This window comes from Brachyspira pilosicoli, from assembly GCF_036997485.1.
Classification (GTDB): Bacteria; Spirochaetota; Brachyspiria; order Brachyspirales; family Brachyspiraceae; genus Brachyspira; species Brachyspira pilosicoli_C.
This window is the reverse complement of the sequence record NZ_JAWLPU010000001.1, coordinates 974,640-992,684: the sequence shown is the minus strand read 5'-3', so window position 1 is coordinate 992,684 and position 18,045 is coordinate 974,640. Positions and strand designations below refer to the sequence as shown.

At 28.3% G+C, this 18,045-nt stretch carries 14 protein-coding genes, 2 tRNA genes and 1 other RNA gene; 4 read left to right on the top strand and 13 right to left on the bottom strand.

Translation table 11 applies throughout. The annotated features are described in order from the left end of the window. Positions 1-97 precede the first annotated feature (97 nt). The 3 genes from ftsH to R4I97_RS04455 form a co-directional block, all read right to left on the bottom strand. Entirely contained in the window at positions 98-2,191 is a 2,094-nt protein-coding gene (gene ftsH, locus R4I97_RS04465) for an ATP-dependent zinc metalloprotease FtsH (protein ID WP_335783883.1), read from the bottom strand. A gap of 33 nt (positions 2,192-2,224) precedes the next feature. Beyond that, positions 2,225-2,908, bottom strand: coding sequence for an NlpC/P60 family protein (locus R4I97_RS04460; RefSeq protein ID WP_335783882.1), 684 nt, complete (start codon positions 2,906-2,908; stop codon positions 2,225-2,227). A gap of 116 nt (positions 2,909-3,024) precedes the next feature. After that, positions 3,025-3,579, bottom strand: coding sequence for a DUF4390 domain-containing protein (locus R4I97_RS04455; RefSeq protein WP_335783881.1), 555 nt, complete (start codon positions 3,577-3,579; stop codon positions 3,025-3,027). A gap of 100 nt (positions 3,580-3,679) precedes the next feature. On the opposite strand from R4I97_RS04455, the gene ssrA reads away from it, so the two are divergent. Further along, positions 3,680-4,032: a transfer-messenger RNA gene (gene ssrA, locus R4I97_RS04450) on the top strand. A 427-nt stretch (positions 4,033-4,459) separates the two neighbouring features. On the opposite strand, the gene R4I97_RS04445 is transcribed toward ssrA, so the two are convergent. The 10 genes from R4I97_RS04445 to R4I97_RS04400 form a co-directional block, all read right to left on the bottom strand. Continuing rightward, positions 4,460-4,951: a GNAT family N-acetyltransferase gene (locus R4I97_RS04445; protein ID WP_335783880.1), complete on the bottom strand. Its 492-nt coding sequence runs from the start codon at positions 4,949-4,951 to the stop codon at positions 4,460-4,462. Positions 4,952-5,383: 432 nt separating this feature from the next. Beyond that, on the bottom strand, positions 5,384-6,685 hold the full coding sequence (locus tag R4I97_RS04440; RefSeq protein WP_335783879.1) for a replication-associated recombination protein A: 1,302 nt from the start codon (positions 6,683-6,685) through the stop codon (positions 5,384-5,386). Continuing rightward, a complete protein-coding gene (locus R4I97_RS04435) occupies positions 6,678-7,685 on the bottom strand; it encodes a hypothetical protein (protein ID WP_335783878.1) in 1,008 nt (335 codons plus the stop codon). Before R4I97_RS04435 ends, R4I97_RS04440 begins: the two co-directional genes overlap by 8 nt. Positions 7,686-7,883: 198 nt before the next feature. Beyond that, positions 7,884-9,035, bottom strand: coding sequence for a VWA domain-containing protein (locus tag R4I97_RS04430; RefSeq protein WP_335783877.1), 1,152 nt, complete (start codon positions 9,033-9,035; stop codon positions 7,884-7,886). 415 nt (positions 9,036-9,450) lie between these two features. Then, the gene (locus R4I97_RS04425; protein ID WP_335783876.1) at positions 9,451-10,545 is read right to left on the bottom strand and encodes a M15 family metallopeptidase; all 1,095 of its coding nucleotides are present in this window, start codon (positions 10,543-10,545) and stop codon (positions 9,451-9,453) included. 38 nt (positions 10,546-10,583) lie between these two features. Next, a tRNA-Val gene (locus tag R4I97_RS04420) sits at positions 10,584-10,656 on the bottom strand. A gap of 131 nt (positions 10,657-10,787) precedes the next feature. Then, positions 10,788-11,342, bottom strand: coding sequence for a class IV adenylate cyclase (gene cyaB, locus R4I97_RS04415; RefSeq protein ID WP_335783875.1), 555 nt, complete (start codon positions 11,340-11,342; stop codon positions 10,788-10,790). Positions 11,343-11,367: 25 nt separating this feature from the next. Then, positions 11,368-11,568, bottom strand: a complete 201-nt coding sequence (locus tag R4I97_RS04410) for a hypothetical protein (protein ID WP_335783874.1) — start codon at positions 11,566-11,568, stop codon at positions 11,368-11,370. Positions 11,569-11,606: 38 nt separating this feature from the next. Further along, positions 11,607-11,691: transfer RNA gene (locus R4I97_RS04405), tRNA-Leu, on the bottom strand. A gap of 739 nt (positions 11,692-12,430) precedes the next feature. Next, complete coding sequence (locus R4I97_RS04400; RefSeq protein WP_335783873.1) at positions 12,431-14,020, bottom strand: glycoside hydrolase family 57 protein; 1,590 nt, start codon at positions 14,018-14,020, stop codon at positions 12,431-12,433. A 233-nt stretch (positions 14,021-14,253) separates the two neighbouring features. On the opposite strand from R4I97_RS04400, the gene R4I97_RS04395 reads away from it, so the two are divergent. From R4I97_RS04395 to R4I97_RS04385, 3 genes are all read left to right on the top strand, one after another. Then, positions 14,254-14,988: a serine/threonine protein phosphatase gene (locus R4I97_RS04395; protein WP_335783872.1), complete on the top strand. Its 735-nt coding sequence runs from the start codon at positions 14,254-14,256 to the stop codon at positions 14,986-14,988. Positions 14,989-15,083: 95 nt separating this feature from the next. After that, a complete protein-coding gene (locus tag R4I97_RS04390; protein WP_335783871.1) occupies positions 15,084-15,458 on the top strand; it encodes an ATP-binding protein in 375 nt (124 codons plus the stop codon). Positions 15,459-15,499: 41 nt separating this feature from the next. After that, entirely contained in the window at positions 15,500-18,016 is a 2,517-nt protein-coding gene (locus R4I97_RS04385; protein WP_335783870.1) for a tetratricopeptide repeat protein, read from the top strand. Positions 18,017-18,045 lie beyond the last annotated feature (29 nt).

The following is an 18,045-nucleotide window of genomic DNA, read 5'->3' as shown; positions in this document are numbered from 1 at the left end:
AATACATTTCCTACATATTATAAATAGTAATAAAAAACTACGATATAAAAATTATACCGTAGTTTTTATATGTTTTATTTAATTATTTTATAATTTATTACTCTTCGCTTTTCTTTTTTCTGTTAGGAGAAGATATTTTTTTATTAATAGAAGAAGTTTTCTTAGAAGATTTTTCATCTTTAAGAGGTTTTATAGGTGTAGAAAATACTTCATCTTTAACACTCTTTACTTCTCCATCTTGATAAGCAGAAGGGTCTTCAAGTTCATCAGTTCCTCTTTTAGGGTCTTTACCTGCATAAACTAATTTATCTTTCACTCTATCAAGTTTAACTTCACATATTCTTTCAATATCTTCTATGTCAAGAGATTCTTTTTCAAATAACTCTCTAGACAATGCCTCAAACTTCTCAGCATTTTCAGCTATTAATTTTTTAGTTCTTTCATAAGCTTTGATTACAAATTTATGCACTTCCTCATCAATTTTTTGAGCAGTTTCTTCACTATAGTCTTTGTGGCGTGCAATTTCTTTACCCAAGAATATAGGCTGTTCTTTTTGACCGAAAGCAATAGGACCAAGCCTGCTCATACCCCATTCGCAAACCATTCTCCTTGCAAGTTCTGTAACTCTTTCTATATCATTAGAAGCACCTGTAGTAACAGAATCTTCTCCAAATTTAAACTCTTCGGCAACACGACCACCAAGAAGTAAAGACATCTCATCAATAGCCTTTTTTCTTTGAAGTGTATACCTACCATCTGAAGGAAGCGTCCAAGTAGCACCCAAACTTCTTCCGCGAGGTACAATAGTTACTTTATGTAAAGCATCAGTATTTTGAAGAAGTACTGCCATTAAAGTATGCCCTGCCTCGTGGTAAGCGGTATTAAGTTTTTCTTTTTCACTTATAAGAATGCTTCTTCTCTCAGGACCCATCATAACTTTATCACGAGCCTCTTCAAAATCTTTAAGCTCTACTCTTTCTTTATCGTTTCTAGCAGCAATCAAAGCAGCCTCATTAACCATATTAGCAATATCAGCACCAGAAAAACCAGGAGTAGCTCTAGCTAAATGATACAAATCTATAGAAGGGTCATGCTGTATCTTAGCAACATGCACTTTAAATATTCCTTCTCTTCCCTTAACATCAGGTAAATCAACAACAACCTGTCTGTCGAATCTTCCCGGACGAAGTAATGCAGGGTCAAGTACATCAGGTCTGTTGGTAGCAGCAAATATTATAATTCTAGTGTCAGTATTAAAACCGTCCATTTCAACAAGCATTTGGTTTAGAGTTTGCTCTCTTTCATCATGTCCGCCGCCGTATCCAGCACCTCTAGTTCTGCCCACAGCATCAAGCTCATCTATAAATATAATACAAGGAGCAGACCTCTTACCTTGTTCAAATAAATCTCTTACCCTCGAAGCACCAACACCTACAAACATCTCAACAAACTCAGAACCAGACATACTAAAGAAAGGTACATTAGCTTCACCAGCAACTGCCTTAGCAAGCAAAGTTTTACCTGTACCTGGAGGGCCTACTAATAATACTCCCTTTGGTATCTTAGCACCAAGCCTCGTAAATTTACTCGCATCTTTCAAAAACTGCACAACTTCTTGAAGCTCTTCTTTGGCTTCTTTACAGCCCTCAACATCTTTAAATGTTACTTTTACATCTTCTTTTGTTAAAAGTCTTGCTCTGCTTTTTCCAAAGTTCATAGCTCTATTGTTTGAACCTTGAACTTGTCTAAACATAAAGAACCAAAGTAAAAATCCTATAGCAAGTATAGGAAGTAAGTTTACAAGTATTATACTAAAGTAACTTGGTTTTTCAGGTTCACCCCTAACTTTTACATTATTCTCTATAAGAAAATCTGCAAAACCGCTTGCAGAAAAAGGTATATAAGAATAAAAATCTATCTCTGTAACTTTACCATTAAGCGTTTGTACAGCTTTACCATTTTTTATATATTGATCAACTATAGTAACTTCTGTAACAGATTTCTCTTTTACTTTCTCTACAACAGTAGAATAATCCCATTCCTGAGCTTTAACTTGAGGTGTTTTCTGAAAATACATTATTGCCATCACTACAACCATTGTAAGAAGCAATATTATAATAATTTGATTTCCGCCCCCGCTTTGAGGAATGTTGTTTCTTCTATTCGTATTCTTTTTTTTATTATTAGCCATATATTCTCCAAAAAAACTCTTTTATGTATATATTTATTCTAAAGGTATATCTAAAATAGTACCATAACTATTAAAACATTTTGATGCAAGTGAATCTATGCCTCCTCCTCTTCTAAGATAGCTGTTAATAACTTTGCCGTCTTTTCTAGCTAAATCAGGATATTTTAAATTTATATAGCCTTCAACAAGCCCTTTGCTCGTAGAGGCATGTACATAAGTTACAGTTCCTTCTTCTCTATCTACATCAACAACTATTCCAGCATGTGTAAGTTTTTTTGTATCTGATGTAGTTCTGTCAAACATCACAATATCGCCAACATTTGGCATACTATCATTATATATCTTTTTATATTTTGAAAGTGTTGAATATATTGTTTTTACTCCGCTAGAGTCCATTATGGCTTGCTTCTCAAATACTGCTATATTAGAACTCCAATAAACAGCTGTTACAAAACCGGAGCAATCAAAATTGAATTTTTTCTTCTCTTTTGTAGTGGGGTGCGTTAATTCAACTCTTTCATTATATTTATATTGTTTTTGCAAATAATAGTTAGCCCACTTTTTTATATCTTCTCTAACTTTATCCTTTTGTTTATCATCAATTTCTACGCCATTTTCATCTAAATATGATTGATAATTTTTATCATAACCATAATTTTGTGCGAATGAATAGCTTGAAAATATTAAAGCAATTAATATACTAATAAAATAATGCATAATTCCTCTAATTAAAAAATAATTTTATAAAATATTTACAAAAAGTCAAGGTACTTTATTTAATACAAAATCGGATTTTTACCTATAAATAATATAAGAAAATATAAAAATTATTATTACAATTTATTTAAATAAAAATTATTAGATTTTAACCATTTAATTCTATATTGTAATGGAGTAAGTATATTAAAAAAAGTATTTAAATATGGATAGGCGTTTTCAAACTGTATTGAAAGTCTTGTTTTAAAATAATATTCGCTGTGTATATTAAGGTTATTAGTATTAATAATCTCTATTCTATTGATTTGGCTTGTATTTCTAATTAATTCATAAAAGTTCGTATTTCTTGTTTCAGCCATAGTCTGAGAATTATACATAACATATTCTTTAGTAAAAAAGTCATAATACATTCTCCTAAAAAAATGGGCATCTTTTATACTATCATCTAATAATAAATTTTCTTTAAATAAATTAACTCTAAAGTTAAATATAGTTATAATGCCGTTATCTAAATATTTTTTTATATTATTATAAAAATTCATATCATTTCCAACATAAACATTGGCATATAAAGTATTATTATAAATATTAGCCCTTGCAAAGTGAAGTCTTAATTCATAAGGATATAATTGCGAACTTATTATAACAAACAGTATTAATAAATATTTCATAACTACTTAATTATACTTAAATTAATATAAAAGTAAAGCATTCAGAACTATTGACTATATAAAAAAAAATATTATAATAATAAATATATGTTCTTTGAAAGGGGATGCTCCGGCTTCGACTGCGATGGTTGAGTCATATTTTGCATAGCCGTGCTTGGTATATGCACGTAAATATCATACTAAAAATATAAGTGCAGACGAATACGCACTTGCAGCTTAATTGAAGCTGTCACTGGTTTAGTGATTTGTCTATGGGTTGCTTTATCGGTGTCGAAACACATAGAACTTGTATTAGGTGCCGTTTGAGCCTAATATTACGTATACTCAAACTAGCTTTATAGTTTTTCTGCTTGTCTTTTACCTGTAGAGTGAAACTTCAAAGATAAGATATGCTATGTAGACGAATATGGGGCGCTTCGTAGGACGCGGGTTCGAGTCCCGCCATCTCCAATTTTATTAGAATGTTTTTTAGCAACTTTTTTGAATCTCTCGTATCCACATGCATTCTATTCAGTTGTTGTATTAAATTCGTTAAAAAGTTTTTACACTATTGATAAGTTTTGAGAAAAACGCAATTACTATAACTTTATATTTAAAAATATCTATAAAATAATGATAGAATAAAACCTAAATTTTAGATAAAAATACAGCCTTTTTGGTTCTTTGCGGCAGCAAAAGAACTGGGGTGTGGGACAAAGCCCCATGAATATTTAAAATTAAAAAATATAATTTTTGACAAAGTTAAAATTTTTTTAGTATATGTTGAACTACATTATAAGAATCTGCTATTAGTATACTATGATTTATATGGTTTACAAGAAGCATTAAAAGAAAATCTTGGCAATACAGAATGGTATGATAAAGAAATAGAAAATTAACTTTATTCGCTCTTCTGAAAAGCTATTCTTTCCGCTCCGTTTCTTCTTAATTTTATTATGCCGCACTTTGTAAAACCTTCTTTCTCTAAAAGCCTTTGCATTGGTATATTGTCTTTATGTGTATCTACTCTCATATTTTTGCATATATCAAAACAGTATTTCATGCAAAAAGAGCCTACTCCTTTTTGATTTTTTAAAGTTGCTATTCTGTGTATAACTCCATATTTATTGTTATTAAGCCACTTACCTTCGTATATTTCATTATAATCTTCTTCAATGCCTATAAAAAAACAAAATGTTGCTATTATATTATTATCATCATCTAAACATACATAACTTTCATTTTTTTTAATGTCTTGTTCTACATCTTCTCTTGATGGATAACCATTAACCCATTGATTTGGATTATTATTTGCTTTCATATATTCTCTGGCATAATCAAATATTTCTAAGAGTTTATCTATATCATTAGCAGTTGTTTTTCTTATAGTCATATTGTATTTTCCTTTAATATTGTTGTTTAGATTATTATATATTATAAGGTACAAAATAGTAGATGTATATTTGTGTAAAAATGCAGTTCTTTTGCTTCTTTGCTGCAGCAAAAGAAGTGGGGGTGCGGGGGCTAGTCCCCGAAAACAATAAAATATAAAGACTAAATTTTTACAGACTTAAAAATTTTCAGAATATATTAAAATAATTATTTTTTATCAACTTTTTCCCGTAGCAAAAAGTTGCAAAAAGTACAGGTACCATAGCTAATATTTTAGAAATATAGATAATACAAATATTTTAGCTTTATATGTTTGGAATATCTATAAACTATAAAATAATAAATGTATCTTTGTCTAAAAATGCAGTTCTTTACGAAGAAAACACAGAGATGAGGCAAAATTAGGATAAAAAATAACTTTACTAAATATAACTTAATCATATATATGCTTAATTATCCATTCATATCTTTTCTTAAGCTCTCTTTCCTCTCCTATCTCTACCGCTTCATAATAATTTTTTCTAATACCTTTTTCTAAGTAGTCCTGCTTTATTATATGATAAGGATAATCATGAGGATATTTATAATCTTCATTACTCTTTCTGTCAAATGATGCTGAGTTGTTATCTTTCAAATAATTCGGTATAGAATAAAGCTCTCCGTTTCTCACGTCTTTTAATGCTTTGTTAATGGCGTTATATGCAGAATTAGATTTCGGGCAAAGTGCCAAATATATAGTAACCTCTGCAAGAGGTATTCTTCCTTCCGGCATACCTATAAACTCAACTATATTAAGAAGCGATGATGCTATATTAAGTGCATTAGGGTCTGCAAGTCCTATGTCCTCAGCAGCTAATATGCAAAGGCGTCTTGCTATATATCTTGGGTCTTCTCCTGACTCAAGCATTCTTGCCAAATAATAAATTGCTGCATTTGGGTCGCTTCCTCTCACACTTTTTATAAAAGCACTAATAGTGTTGTAATGCTCATCTTCATCAAAGTTTAATGCCTGCTTGGTTGTAACATCTTTTACTATCTCTTCTGTGATTGTGAGTTTTTCTTTTGTTTCATCTATTTGTGTAGCTAAGTATGATGTTTCAAGATATGTTAAAGCTTTTCTTACATCTCCATGCGAAAACTTTACTATTAAATCTATAGCTTTATCTTCTACATCAATATCATCTTCGCCGAGTCCTCTTTTATCTTTAATAGCATTAACAACAGCCTCTCTAATGTCTTCATCTTCGAGGTTCTTAAACTCAAAAAGCATTATACGCGAAAGAAGTGCATTAGTTAAATAAAAATAAGGATTTTGTGTTGTGCTTCCAATAAGAATAATTGTCCCATTTTCTACAGCGGGAAGTAAAGCATCTTGCTGAGATTTATTAAACCTATGTATTTCATCAATAAAAAGTATTGTCTTTTTTTCGTTGGATAGATTTTTTTCTGCCTTTTTAATAGCATCTCTAATTTCAGACACATTAGAAAGTACAGCATTTAATTTTATATATTCTCTTTTAGTTTTCTTAGCAATTATAGAAGCAACTGTTGATTTTCCAACTCCCGGAGGACCAAAAAAAACCATAGAAGTAATTTTATCTTTATCAATCATTTTTCTTAGAGTTTTATTTTCTGATAGAATATGCTTTTGCCCATAAACTTCCTCTATAGAAGTGGGACGCATACGCTCTGCCATTGGAAGAAATGAGTTGTCTTCTTCTGTAAAATCAAACATTGAGTTTTTCAATGTATTCCTCTACAACAGGTATATAATTAATAATATCTTTTAATTTATCTTTTATTTCATATTCCAATATGTCTGCTATAGATATATAGTCTTCATTAGAAAATGCTTCTAAAACATTATTCATCATACTGTTAAAATCTTCTATTGAATCATAAAGACTTATTTTATTTATTTTTATATTGTTATAATCTATGGAGCATATATCTGCCACTTTTGAAAGTATTGTAAAAGAGAAACTTACTACTCTTGAAAATTTTTCTGCATACAAAAATGCTTCTTTATCATTTCCTGTTTGAAGCTTGCTTACAATTTTATCTAATAGTTCTATTATAAAATCATAAAACTTAGGAAGAGTGCCTATTTTATATAATGCATTATCAGAATTAATATTGTTAGAAAACATTATTATAGTATTAATTTTAGCATCTTCCATAATAAGTTCCATAGTAGGCATTAATTTATCATTAATGAATGGCTTAATATCATCATTAAAATAATCTCTTATTTTTTCTATATCTTCTTTTTTCTCTGTTAATGATGTTAATCTCTCTAATTTTACTTCAAGCATCTTTAGTAAATGCATAGAATTATGGCTTTCTAAACTCATATTGCAAAGAAATATTACCCTTGGTATAGAATCTAATATCCAAGCAAATCCGTCTTTTAAATCTTCTATATCTCTTTCACTTAAAATAGCAGAATCTGTAACAGAAATATTTTTAATATAATCCATTATAGAATTAAGGCTAGATAAATAATATTCACTATTGCTAAGGGCTTCTATATATATAGTGTCAATATTTTCTATAAGTATTTTCTCATATTCTTCGTCTATATATGGGTGAAGCTCATTATTATCTATTATAATTTTATTAATAAGAAAATTATTAGAGTTACACCACTCTTCTACACCTTTTAATACATCATAAGCATTTTGTTCATTTTCTAATGTAAATGATAATTCTTTGTCATTGATAAATATTTTCATTTTTCTACCATTTTTATAAAAAAGATTATAATATTACATTACTAATTTTCGGATTTAAAAAATAATTATCTATATATTTTTGTAAAAAAACATACAATTATGAACAATATAGAGAATGTTTAATAAAACTATTAAACAAAAAAAACATGTTTATAAAAAACTAAATAAAAATAATTTTAATAAAATATAGTTATATAATCATTTAGCTATAATATCATTTACATACTCTGCTAATTTATTTGGAGTAATGGCAGCCACTTTAGCACCAAGTTTAGAAAGTTTTTGAGCAGCATTTTTATTATATGATTCATTACAATCATAATCTAATGCTGTTAATATAAAAATCTTACTTCTTGCTTCAATAATACCTTTTACACTGTTATGCATACATTTATAATCATTGCTGTCTTCCAAATCGCTTATAAGTAAATATATTGTCTTTTCTGGAAATGCAGTAATTTTTTTAGCATACTCCAAAGCATTAACAATATCAGTCCCACCACCTAATTGAACCTTTAAAAGAGTATCTACTGGGTCTTTAACATAATCAGTAAGATCAACTATGGAAGTGTCAAATATAATAAGCTTCACAGATAAATAAGGCAAATTAGCAAATATTGACGCCATTATAGATGAATATATAACACTATCAAGCATAGAGCCGCTTTCATCTATAAGTATTATAATATGCCAAGGATTATAGTTTCTTATATTGTTATTAAAATAAAGTTTATCTACAAATATTGTATTATTTTGAGTATTATAGTTTTTTAAATTGTGCCTAATTGTTTTTTTTACATCAAGATTTTTAAACATTTTTTTTTGAGTTGTATAAGAATGAGGAAGCTTCTTGCCATAAAAAACTTTTTTAATATCTTGCTCCATTTTTCTTTTTAGTTTTTCTACAATATCTCTTACTATTCCATATGCAAGCTTTTTTACATTAGAATCCATCATATCTCTAAATGTTAGAATATTTTTAAGAAGCTCCATATTAGGCTCCATTTCCTTTAAAATATTCTCATCTGTAATCATTTCAGTTAGATTATATTTATTTAGAGCATGAGTCTGCATAATCTGAACGGTTTCTTTTGGAAAGAGTTTTCTTATCTTAGAAACCCACATTGGCACAGTTAGATTGCTTTTATTTTTACCGCCCTTTGTTGTTGTACTATTATCATCATTATAATAACCGTCTTCTTTTGAGTACTCTCTGTCATACAAAAAATTTAAAGATTCATTAATATCTGATAATCCGTTTTGCAATTCAATATTATTATCAGCGAAATCTCCGAGTATAAGACGCCATCTATTTAGAGTGTTATTTATATTATCATCTAATTTTATCATATTTATTTTTTATATTGAGATTATTTTATACTATACTAAAAATTACTGAGTTTGTCAATTTTTATGAATATGTTATAAACTTTTTTAGTATATATTAAAATAATTACATTTTATTAATTTTTTATTTGTGGTGGCTTTGCTCCCTGCGAAGAGTGCCTGTGGGTACACACCCTCACTTCTTTTGCGACCGAAGGAAGTGCTGTAGGCGTGGCACAAAGAAGCAAAAAGACTGCAGTTTTAAGACAAATTTACAGTATTCACACATTTAATGCATATTCATAAATATAAAGCAAAACATTTGCACTTTTTGGTTCTTTTGACGGAGTCCGCACCGCGAGCTGCGGGAAAAAGAACAATAAAAAATTGAAATATTATAATAAAACAATTTAAGAAATATATTTTTTAATGCTATTAATTAATATAAACCGTATTCTTTTATGAGTCTGTAAAGCTCTTCTTCATCTTCTTTTATTCTGTTGTATATTATAAGTTCTGGTCTATACTCGAAATGCACAGTGTCATAATTATGCCATTTACCGCCCCAAATAAATCCATATTTCTCAAGAATTTTTACAACCTCTTTAGGCGGATTCCATCTATCATTAAAAGGAACAGCATACCACTCTTTATTATTAACTCTCGTCCAAGCCCAATATATTTGCTTGCCATTATTTCTTTTAGGAAGCGTGTCAATGGCAACTCCGTAGCTATGATAGCTTCTGCTTGCACTTTTTGATATTATTTTCCATACATAACCGCTGACAGTTTTTAATGATGCTAAATAATTTTTTACTTGAACATTGGTTTGAGCCATAGACTTAATTTCTACACTTGCATTAGAAAGAGGCTCTACTATATAATCATGTATACTTGTTCTATATCCCAATATGCTAACCGTTTTTATATGCGTCATCATTGTCTTAGGAGAAGAACCATCATAAAGTGTATTTAAAAAAGTATTATTAATAATTTTTTTATTGTTAACTCTTCTTTTATAATATTCCTGAAGCTCTAAAGTTCTCTCGGGTGTAGCTTTTTGTATAACAGGAAGTCCATTAACAGGATATGAATAAAAACCAAAACTTATGTAATTATCAGCATTGGATATATCCGCATCTGTTAAAAGCTTACCGTCTGCCCAGTTAAACCAAATTTCATCTAAATAAAAACCTATTTCACCATTTCTTATTATAGGTTTAGATATTCTATTTGAGTAAGCCAAATGCAAAGACAAGATTTCTAATACCCCATCTCTCATACTAACATTCTCAATAAGCCTTTTTTTCTCTTCCGCTTTTTGTTTTTCCATAGAAAAAGTTTCCATGTTTGCTGATATGTTAGTTGTATAATTAAAATATATTCCTACAAGAGAAGCTACAGAAAGAACCATGATGATAATAACAGCAAATAATATAGAGATATGCTTAGTAATTTTTTTAATAAGAAAAGTCAATAGTATTAATAGAAAAAGAATAGCTACTATGATTAAAAGATATTCAAAACCTGCCATACAACTTAAAAAATAATGTAAACAATTTTAGAAGACTTTGGGCGATGACGGGTTCGAACCGCCGACCTAGTGCTTGTAAGGCACCCGCTCTCCCAGCTGAGCTAATCGCCCTAATATTTTATGACTTAAATATATTAACATATACGTTAAAAAATGTCAAGTATATATTAAATACTTTTTTACATAAAACAAAGCCTAAATTATAAACTTAAAAAATTATGTTTTATTCTCGGAAATAAAATCTAATTATTTAATTTTTTTAGCATTTCAACATAAGGCTTTGTTTCTATATCTTTCTCATCTATGCCTATTTCTTGTAATATTTTCTTTAATTGAGAAACCTGATTTTCTACGCTGTCTGTAATATTTAAAAACTCTATCTCTATAAAATTACCTAAACCTTTTATTTTTGACACTTCTACTAATGAATTTTTATATACAAAAGCATAGCCTTTTTTTTCTTTTCTAACATACTCTCTGTAGCCTTGAAGTGATGATAAAAAATTAATTATAAATCTTGCTTTTTTCTTGCTTACTTTTAATTCTATCTCATCATTAACTTCCACACCATCTACTATTTTTCTATCTTTAGAGCAAAACGTATAGCCGCCATGTTCTATTCTAAGTCTAATACAATTTTTTAATTTTATACTATTATTTAAAATATCATCATTCTTGGCATAATATATATCTTTTTTAAAATATTTCTTTTTAAATTTAGCATTCTTATAGAGAAAACTTAAAGTATTTTCAAAATCTCTAACATAAGCTTTTATCTCTATTTCATTATTTTTCATAAAAATATTACATCAATAAAAAACATTAAGAATTAGCTTTATATAAAAAACCTGTTACTATTACAATTATACCAACAAGCATAGTAAAAGGAGCAAGGAAACCTAATATACCTTCAGGATTTTTACCTACTAATGCGATTAGAAGAAAACTAAAAGCAAAGATTATAAGTCCTACAATTAGTATAATAATATTTTTTTTAGAAAGTTTATCTTGATTATTTACCATAAAAATTATTAATGAGTTTCTCGAGTTATTTGGTATTTTGCTCGGAGCCGGAATCGAACCGGCACGGTCGCAAGGACCAGCAGATTTTAAATCTGCTATGTCTACCAATTCCATCATCCGAGCTAGTTGCAAGTATTATAGCATAACTCTAAAAAAAATGCAAATTTATTTTTGTATTTTTACAGCTAAACAATTATATTTTGTACGAGCTGTACCAATACTCGCCTAACTGTGCACTCCCTACGGTCGGTGCGCCGCATGTTAATGCTATGTTTTAATCATAACCTTTTAGGTGTTCGGAGGAGTGCTTTTTAATGTACAATTAAATTATCAAATTTACCATAAAAATGCAGTTCTTCGCATTTTTTGTTGTTCTTTTTCCCGCCGCAAAAAGTGCATATACTATTGCTAATACCCTATGAATATGTATTGAATATAAGATAAAACCTAAATTTAGATAAAAAAATGCAGTCTTTTTGCTTCTTTGTGCCAATACCTAAGGCACTTCCTACGGTCGCCCTGAAAGACTCTTTTCAGTCTCAGTGCGGACTTCGTCAAAGTTTTTACCCTATGGGTACGCTTCACGAAAAGTGCAAGTGTTTTAGCTTTATGTGTTTAGAATATGTATTAAGTATAAAATAATACTTGTATTTTAGACTAAAGAAATGCAGTTCTTTTGGTTCTTTTATAGCAATACCGAGTTGGTGTCTATCGGCAAAAGAACTGGAGTGTGGGGCAAAGCCCTGCAAACAATGAAAATAAAAAAGTTAAAAATTTTTTAGTTATATTTTTTCTATAGAACATAATTAAAAAGGGAATGTTTATTAACACTCCCTTCCATAATTTTCTATAGATAATTTTATTAACTGTATATTCTAAAATCCATCTCTGGGAATATATCATCACGCCATTCTAATTTACTGAGCCACTCTTCATTTAAATCCCTATTTTTTATAGCATAATAAAGGTCAGTAAATCTCTTCACATATAGTTTTGTAGTATTAACAGCATAATCAACCATAGTACCTGTATGCATAATGAAAGCCCAGTCACTGCTTTGTGCCAATAACAATTCACGTGCAGCCTGATTCAATGCTCTCTCATAAAGACCTGTTTCATTATAATAATCATGAGCAAGCTCTATCATACGTTCTGCAGCCTTGTGTAAATGTCTGTAAATCCAGCCATTAGTGCCGTTAAGCCAAACTTCACCGTATCCATTAGCTCCCCAACTTGACATTGAAGGCATAGATATTTGGTTTACTGGGTGTCTTTCCAAATATTCTTTTGGTGTAATTGTTTCTATAGTATTTTGGTCATGATGAATCTTTCTCATTAAAAACTCTATAAACATAGGGCCTTCATACCACCAGTGTCCGAATAATTCAGCATCATAAGGAGATACTACTATAGGAGGTCTGTCGTCCATCACTGAAGCTAAATACTCTATTTGCTTTTCTCTGTTAAACATAAAATTACCTGAATGCTCTCCTGCAGCTTCCATAGCCCATTCTGGATTATAAGGCTCTTTAGCACAGTCTTTACCAGTAATTCTATAATATTTTATACCTGTATTTTTTCTAAGACCATTGCTTTGTATAAACTCTTTTATATATTCAAAAGGCAAATCATATCCAATGTCTCTATAAAACTCTCTGTATCTTGGGTCGCCAGGGTATCCAACTTCAGCACTCCAAACACTTCTTGAACTCTCAATATCTCGTCCGAAAGCGGCAACTCTGCTCTCTCTAGAACAATATAAAGGAGCATAAACTCCATATTTTGGCACTCTGTCGGCATACATTATACCATGCGTATCAACAAAGAAATATTTAATTCCGTTGTTTGCAAGATGTTTTTCAAGTCCTGGGAAAAATCCGCATTCTCCAAGCCATATGCCTGTAGGTTTTCTTCCTAAATGCTTCTCATGAGTTTTTACAGCCATTTTTAACTGTGCTTCTATTGCCTTAGGATATTCCTGCATAAATGGGAAAAATCCATGCGTAGCTCCGCAAGTGATTATCTCTAAATTTCCTCTTTCCAAGAAATACCTAAAACCATTTAATATATTCTTATTATACTTATAAACAAATATATCTCTTATCTTTCTGAACTTATCTCTATAAAATTCAGCAGTATGATGAAAATTAGGGTCTAATGAAGTTCTTTCAACCTCCATCTCTGCCAATCTTATTAATTTTTCTATGTAATTAACGTATCTATTTTGAAGAAGCTCGTTTGCAAGCATATTCATAAGAGGAGGCGTTACGCTCATAGTGATTTTGAAATTTATTCCATCATTAACCATTCTATCATAAGCGTCAAGAAGAGGTATATATGTTTCTGTGATAGCCTCATACAACCATTCTTCCTCTAAAAAATCCTCATGCTCAGGGTGTCTGACATAAGGGAGATGAGCATGAAGCACTAAAGCTAAATAGCCTTTTGACATAAAACATTCCTTAATTTCTTTTATTTTTTCTATAATAATATTATATAAAATTATAATCTTAAAATCAAGACTATAATTATATTAAAAACATCAAATTTTCATATAAAATAACTATTTATAAAATAATGATTTTTTTAAAAAATACAACTTTTAAATCTATTATATTAATAAACTTGAAAAAAATATTTTTACCTATAAAATATAAATTAAAAAACTAAGGAATTTAAAATAATATGGATATTTTCTCTTTTACAAATAAATCTAACAATAACAAAACAAATACTGACACTATACTTTTTAATAGCGAAGCAATACTTGGAAGACCGTTAATAATAAATGAACAAAACAATTACAGTCATTTTATAAACTCTATGGAAGGCACTTGTATATCATTAATTGCTGATGGTTTGGGAGATACTTTTGCTTCAAAGCTTGCTATAGATGTTTTTAATGAGAACTTTTTGGATTTAGTAGAACTTGTTGGAGAGCAAGAAGTGATAAACTGGATAATGCATAACTTTATCAAATTAGAAGTTAATGCTGCCAGAGAATCTGCTGATGATGTTCAAAAATCCATGGCTGGTGCTTCTATTGCAGGTGTATTATATCATAAGTTTGCTGGTGTATTTGTGTTTCATGCGGGGGACGCCAAAGTGTTTTGCATAGACAAAAATAAGGCTGCTCAAATAACAAGAGACCATGTTAATGGATATGCTCTTGAAAACTGTGCTTGTGCCGGCGGCGGACACTACATTACAATAGAAGGCTCAAGAAGAAACAAAAGTCAAAACTATTTTATTGCTACTAATTCTATGTGTGAGGCTATAGCATCTAATTACAGCTCATTAGAAGATGGTGTTTACAATATAATGAGTTTATCCACAGAAGAGGCTATAAACAAATTAAAAGCCATTAACAGCAATGACAATATAACAGCATTTGGATTAAAAAATCTTTATACTATTTAATAATTTATATGTAAAAATCTCTTGACAATGCATATTATTTAACTATACTTTATTTATAACGTATAGAAAATACTACATATAATAATATGCTGACTATGAAAATACCAAGTAATAAAAGATTAATACCAAACATATCTGAAATCTTTATTCAGTATTTACGTGCACATGATATAAAAGACGCTGATGCCATGCAAATAGCCTTTGAAGAAGCTTTAACTAATGCTATAGTTCACGGCAACAATAATGATTATAATAAAAATGTAAATATATCATTTAGTATAAAACAGAATATGCTTGAAATTACCATAGAAGATGAGGGCAGCGGATTTAATTACAAAGCTATCAAAATAGATAATGATGACGTGTACCGCAAAAACGGACGCGGTATACTTTTAATATCACTCTACACAGACAGTTTTCACTTTGAAGACTACGGCCGAAAAATAGTAATGAACAAGTATATAAGTTAGGAATAATTAAACCAACTATAAAATAATTTTTTAATAGTATTATGACCGAAGAACTAAAAAATAAAATACTAAATCTAATAGAAGAAAAACATATTGAAGAAGCAATAAAGCTATGCGATGAAATAATTGAAAAAGATGATAAGGACGAAGATGCATATTTTCTAAAAGCAAGCTGTTATTTTGAATTAGAAGATTATAATGCAGCCATAGAAAACTATAATAAAGTAACAGAAATAAATCCAAATAATGAAAAAGCATATTTTAATAGAGGCCTTTCAAAAGCATATTTACAAATATATAAAGAATCATTAAAAGATTTTAATAAAACTATAGAATTAAATCCAAATAACAAAAGTGCATACTTTAATAGAGGGCTATCAAAATCAAATTTAAGAATGTATAAAGAAGCTATAAATGATTTTAATAAAGCTGTAGAATTAGATCCAAATGATAATAATGCATATTTTAATAGAGGACTATCAAAATCAAATTTAAGAATGTATAAAGAAGCCATAGATGACTATAATAGAGTTATAGAATTAAATTCAAATAATGAAATGGCCTACATTAGTAGAGGTTTTGCAAAATCAAATTTAAGAATGTATAAAGAAGCCATAGATGACTATAATAGAGTTATAGAATTAAATTCAAATAATAGAATGGCCTACATTGGTAGAGGTTTTGCAAAATCAAACTTAGGAATGTATAAAGAAGCCATAGATGACTATAATAGAGTTATAGAATTAGATCCAAATGATAATAATGCATATTTTAATAGAGGACTATCAAAATCAAATTTAAGAATGTATGAAGAAGCTATAAATGATTTTAATAAAGCTGTAAAATTAGATCCAAATGATAAAAGTTCATACCTTCATATAGGAGTATTAAAATCAAATTTAAAAAGATATGAGGAATCTATAGATGATTTTAATAAAGTTATAGAATTAGATGCAAATGATAGTAATGCCTACTTTAATAGAGGACTTTCTAAATTCAATTTAGAAATGTATGAAGAAGCTATAAATGATTATAATAAAGTTATAGAATTAAATAATAAAAATGAATATGCATATTTATCAATAGTTGTTATTCAAATTAATTTAAAAAAATATAGTGACTCTATAACTTATATTAATAAGGCTATAAAATTAAATAATAATAAATATTGGTACTACTTAAGATTTATATCTAGAATGAATTTAGGTGAATATAAGAAAGCGATAAGTGATATAAATAATTTTATATATTTAGATAAAAAACATTTAAATATACCATATATAATATTAATATTTCAATCATTAGAAAAATATTATAATATAGATAAATTATTTATATTATTAACTGATATTAATAATAATAATTTATGGAAAAATGAGTCAATAACAAATTTAATTTCTAGTTTTAACGAAAGCAAAAATTTTGATAATGAACTTAAAAAAAATATAAAATATCTCTTACTATATGAATATTTTTTACTTAAAATTTTAACTTTTGATATTGAAAAAGAAAATGATAAAATAGAAATATCACATTACACTTCTTTAGATATTCTCAATTTATTATTGGATACCAAAAAAGAAAAAATAGCTAAAAAAGAAAGTGGAAATATAAGAATAAATAATATAACAACGGCTAATGACCCTAAAGAAGGAAAAATTTTAGAAAGAATTTTAAATAAAAATAATATAGATATAAAAATAGAAAATGATGAAAAAGCTTTAACATTACAAACATCATATTCAAGAAATAAAGATTCTCTTACAATGTTTAGGCTTTATGGTAAAAAAGAAAATAAAGAAGCTACAGGAATATGCTTAGTTTTAGATAATAAATATTTTAATAATTCATATACACCTCCTTATTCTTATGAACATGAAAAAAAAATAAATTATGAAATGACTAATGAATTAATAACTAGTATAAAAATTGATGAAAACACAACCATTAAGGATATCAATGATAATATAGAAATACCATTAATACAAAAAAGAAATCTATATTGGGTACTTTATTATAATGAAAAAGAAAATCAGCTTGTTTACAATAAAGAAAAGTCCAAATATGCAAGCAATATTATTGATTTAAATGATTTAGTTGATAATATAGAATTAAAAGAGGATGATAAAAAAGAAGATTTGATTAAATATGCATTTGCAAAAATATTTTATTATACAAAAGAAATTAAAAAAGAAATAGAAGGAAATGAAAATTATAAAAATATAAAAAATCAATTATACAGCTATTTGTTTGAAAATATAAAATACATAATAAAACATGAAGCTTTCTTTGAAGAGCAGGAACTTAGAATGCTTGTAACAAATGATTATAAATCTGATGAAATATTAATTGATAATGATAAGAAGAAACTCTATATTGATTATATGCCGCTTTTTGATGAAAGGACTAATTATATAAAAGAAATAATAATAGGCTCTAAAGTAGAAAACAATGAAGCAGTTGCAGAATATATAAGAAAAGTACTTCATACAAAAAATACAGAAATGAATAAATTAGATGATATAAAAGTAAGTATATCTGAAGCACCACTAAGATAATAATTTTTTGTTTGTTAATAAAAAAAAGG